We start from the raw sequence: 3778 nt of genomic DNA, 5'->3' as shown, positions 1-3778 counted from the left end.
GCGGCGGCGTGCATGGCTCGCAGGCGGTCGAGGCGCTCGGTCGGTTGCAGGAGCTGGGGCTGCCGGTGGCCACCACGGTCATGGGCAAGGGCACGGTCGCCGAGACCCATCTGCTGTCGCTGGGTGTCGTCGGCTACTTCATGGCGCCGGGCGGGCGGGCCTCGCACCAGCGCGAGCTGGTCACCGACGCCGACGTGGTGCTGCTGGTCGGCAACCGCACCAACCAGAACGGCACTGACAGCTGGTCGCTCTACCCCAAGGGCGCGCGCTACATCCACATCGACATCGACGGCAGCGAGATCGGCCGCAACTACGAGGCGCTGCGGCTCAAGGGCGACGCGCGGCTGGTGCTGACCCAGCTTCGCGAGGCGCTCGAGGCCGCAGACCTTTCCGCCATCCGTACCCGCAGGCCCGCGCTGGAGACCCGCATCGCCGAGGGCCGCGCCGCGCATGAGCGCGACATGGAGACGCTGATCGACTGGGACGCGGCGCCGATCCGGCCCGAGCGGCTGATGCGCGACCTCGACGGCGTGCTGCCCGAGACCGCGATCACCGTGGCCGATGCGAGCTATTCCTCGATATGGATCGCCAACGGCCTGACCGCGCGCCGCGCCGGCCAGCGCTTCCTGACGCCACGGGGCCTTGCCGGGCTTGGCTGGGGGCTGCCCTTCGCGCTTGGCGCCAAGGCCGCGAGCCCCGACGTCCCGGTGGTCTGCCTCACCGGCGACGGCGGCTTCGGCCATGTCTGGGGCGAGCTCGAGACCGCCCGGCGCATGAAGCTGCCGGTGGTGGTGATCGTGCTCAACAACCAGATCCTCGGCTACCAGAAGCACGCCGAGCTGAGCCTCTTCGGCGACCACACCGACGTGGTGCATTTCACCGCCGTCGACCACGCCGCCATCGCCCGCGCCGTGGGCTGCAACGGCGTCCGGTTGGAGACACCCGACCAGTTCCTGCCCGCGCTGGAGGAGGCGATGGGCAAGGCCGAGGTGACCGTCATCGACGTGGTGACGGACGAGCGGGCCCACCCGCCGGTCACCGTTTTTCAAGGCAAGGAGGCGCTCGACTACTGAGCGCATTGACCGGGCTGGAGGGCCCGACGAAAGGGAGGAAGACCATATGAAACTGAAGTCATTGCTCACGGCCACCGCCGCCGCCGCGCTGCTCGCGGGGGCCGCCCATGCGGACGTCAAGTTCGGCGCGCTCTACCCGTTCTCGGGCGGGCTCGCCCTGCTGGGCGAGGAGAGCTTCCGCGGGGTCGAGATCGCGGTCGACGAGATCAACGCCGCGGGCGGCATCAAGGGCGAGCAGATCGAGCTCGTCCGCGGCGATGCGGTCGACAACAACCAGGCCATCGGCGAGGCCCGCCGCCTGATCAGCCGCGAGGGCGTGAAGGCGATCCTCGGGACCTATTCCTCGTCCCGCTCGATCGCGGCGAGCCAGGTGGCTGAGCTGTCCGGCATCCCCTATTTCGAGCTCGGCGCGGTGGCCGACGAGGTGACGGGGCGTGACCTTCAGTACCTCTTCCGCACCAACCCCACCGCCGAGACCATGGGGATCATGACCATCGACATGATCGTCGACGAGATCGCGCCCGGCCTCGGCGTCGCGCCCGAGGACCTCGTGATCGGGGTGATCCACGAGGACAGCGCCTATGGCACCTCGGTCGCCGGTCACCAGGAACGCTACGGCGCCGAGAAGGGGCTCAACATCGCCACCGTACAGGGCTACCCGACCTCGACCGTCGACATGTCCTCGCTGGTGCTCGACCTCAAGGACCGCGGCGTCAACATCGTGCTGCAGACCTCGTACCAGAACGACTCCGTGCTGTTCCTGAACCAGTCCGCCGAGGCCGGTTTCGAGCCCGACGCGATCATCGGCGGCGGCGGCGGCTACTCGCTGACCGCGACCGCCGAGGCGGTGGGCGACAAGATGGACGGCGTGCTCGACGTGGACTTCACCCAGTACGCGGTCAACACCGAGTTCACCCCGGGGCTCGAGGACTTCCTTGCCGCCTATCAGGCCAAGTACGGCGAGGATCCGCGCTCGGGCCACTCGCTCAACAACTACGTGGGCGCGATGGCGGTGCTCGAGGGCATCGGCGCGGGCGAGGGCTTCGAGCCCGACCAGATCGTCGCCGCGGCGAAGGCCATCGACATTCCCTCGGGCGCGACCGCCGCGGGCTATGGCGTGCACTTCGGCGAGCACAACCAGAACGACCGCGCGATGATGATGGGCATGCAGTGGCAGGACGGCAAGCTCGTCACCGTCTACCCGCGTGACGCCGCCGTGGCCGAGTTCCAGATCGGCGACTGACGCCAGCGAGCCGGGCCGTCCGCACCTCGCCGGGCGGCCCGGCGCGACCCCTTACCGGAGACGCGCGAGACATGGACACCTTTCTTCAGATTGTCGCCAACGGGCTGATGCTCGGCGGGCTCTTCGCCATCGTGGCGGTCGGGCTCACCCTGATCTTCGGCATCGTCAAGGTGATCAACTTCGCCCATGGCGAATTCCTCATGGTCGGCATGTATCTCAGCTTCCTGCTGAGCACCGGGCTGGACGTGCACCCCTACCTGACCGCCGCCGCCGTGGCGCCCGCGCTCTTCGTGCTGGGGGCGCTCACCCAGCGGTTGCTGATCCAGCCGCTGATGTCGGCGCGCGACGAGCACGTGCAGATCTTCGCCACCGTGGGCCTGTCGACCGCGCTGATGAACCTCGCGCTGCTGATCTTCGGCGCCGACATCGCCAACACGCCCGCGCACGGCGTGCGCAGCCAGGTGATGCTGGGCGAGGTGCGCATCCTCACCGGCCAGATCTGGGTCCTTGCTGCCGCCGTGGCGCTGGTGATCGGGCTGCAGCTCTTCATGAAGAAGACCCGCACCGGCCGCGCCATCCGCGCCACCGCACAGAACCGGGCCGCCGCCCGGCTCATGGGGATCAACGACAAGTTCATCTACATCCTGACCTTCGGCATCGGCGCCGCCTGCGTGGGCCTCGGTTCGTCGCTGATCGCGCCGCTCTATCCGACCTCGCCCACCATCGGCACCTACTTCGTGCTCATCGCCTTCGTCTGCGTCGTGCTCGGCGGGCTCGGCTCGATCCCCGGTGCCTTCTTCGGCGCACTGGTGATTGGCCTCGTTGACGCGCTCTCGGGCTTCTACATCGGCTCGGACCTGCGCGAGGCCGTGGTGTTCACGATCTTCCTGCTCATCCTCATCCTGAAACCGTCGGGCCTGTTCGGCACCCGCATGAACCTGAGCCACGTATCGCCATGACCGAGACCACCATGACCCGCGCCTCCGACACCCCGATGACGGCGCACCGGCTGGGGCTGATCGCCGTCGCCGTTCTGCTGGCGGGCCCCGTCGCCGTGCCCGTCGCGGGGGGGGGCCCGTTCGTCCATCCCATCTTCCTCACCCCCTGCCTCTTCGCGGCGCTCTCGACCGCGTGGAACATCGTCGGCGGCTACGCCGGGCAGCTCTCGCTCGGGCATGCGATCTTCTACGGCATTGGCGGCTACGCGGGGGTGATCCTCGTGAACCTCGGCATCTCGCCCTGGATCGGCATGTTCGCCGGCGCCGCCGTGGCGGTCGTCGCGGCCATCGTCGTCTCGTGGCCCTGCTTCAGGCTGCACGGCCCGTTCTTCGCGCTGGCCACCATCGCCTTTCTCGAGGTGTTCCGCGTGCTTGCACTGCATTTCCGCGAGCTCACCGGCGGCGCCACCGGCCTGATGATCCCGCTCAAGATCGGCTGGGAGTGGATGGTCTTCCGCGAGCGT

The 3778-nt window shown here is 68.9% G+C and carries 4 protein-coding genes; all 4 read left to right on the top strand.

What is annotated here, in order from left to right; all coding sequences use genetic code 11:
- Positions 1-1073, top strand: a 1073-nt coding sequence (locus tag HC022_RS20940) for a thiamine pyrophosphate-dependent enzyme (RefSeq protein WP_254885204.1), incomplete at its 5' end; no start/stop codon positions are given.
- 46 nt (positions 1074-1119) lie between these two features.
- Positions 1120-2316 (top strand): ABC transporter substrate-binding protein, encoded by a 1197-nt coding sequence (locus HC022_RS20935; RefSeq protein ID WP_008885571.1) that lies wholly within the window; start codon positions 1120-1122, stop codon positions 2314-2316.
- Between the two features lie 71 nt (positions 2317-2387).
- On the top strand, positions 2388-3275 hold the full coding sequence (locus HC022_RS20930) for a branched-chain amino acid ABC transporter permease (protein WP_167453709.1): 888 nt from the start codon (positions 2388-2390) through the stop codon (positions 3273-3275).
- Positions 3272-3778: branched-chain amino acid ABC transporter permease (locus HC022_RS20925; RefSeq protein ID WP_167453708.1), on the top strand; the 507-nt coding region annotated here is incomplete at its 3' end. The genes HC022_RS20930 and HC022_RS20925, both read left to right, overlap by 4 nt.

Origin of the sequence: Salipiger sp. HF18, from assembly GCF_011806505.1 — a bacterium.
Classification (GTDB): Bacteria; Pseudomonadota; Alphaproteobacteria; order Rhodobacterales; family Rhodobacteraceae; genus Salipiger; species Salipiger thiooxidans.
The sequence above is the reverse complement of the archived record's forward strand: the minus strand, read 5'-3'. Positions and strand labels throughout refer to the sequence as shown.

What these genes read in the sequence shown, in the direction of transcription:
- HC022_RS20935 (WP_008885571.1), top strand. Translation starts at nt 1,120, where the DNA reads ATGAAACTGAAGTCATTGCTCACGGCCACCGCCGCCGCCGCGCTGCTC.
- HC022_RS20930 (WP_167453709.1), top strand. Translation starts at nt 2,388, where the DNA reads ATGGACACCTTTCTTCAGATTGTCGCCAACGGGCTGATGCTCGGCGGG.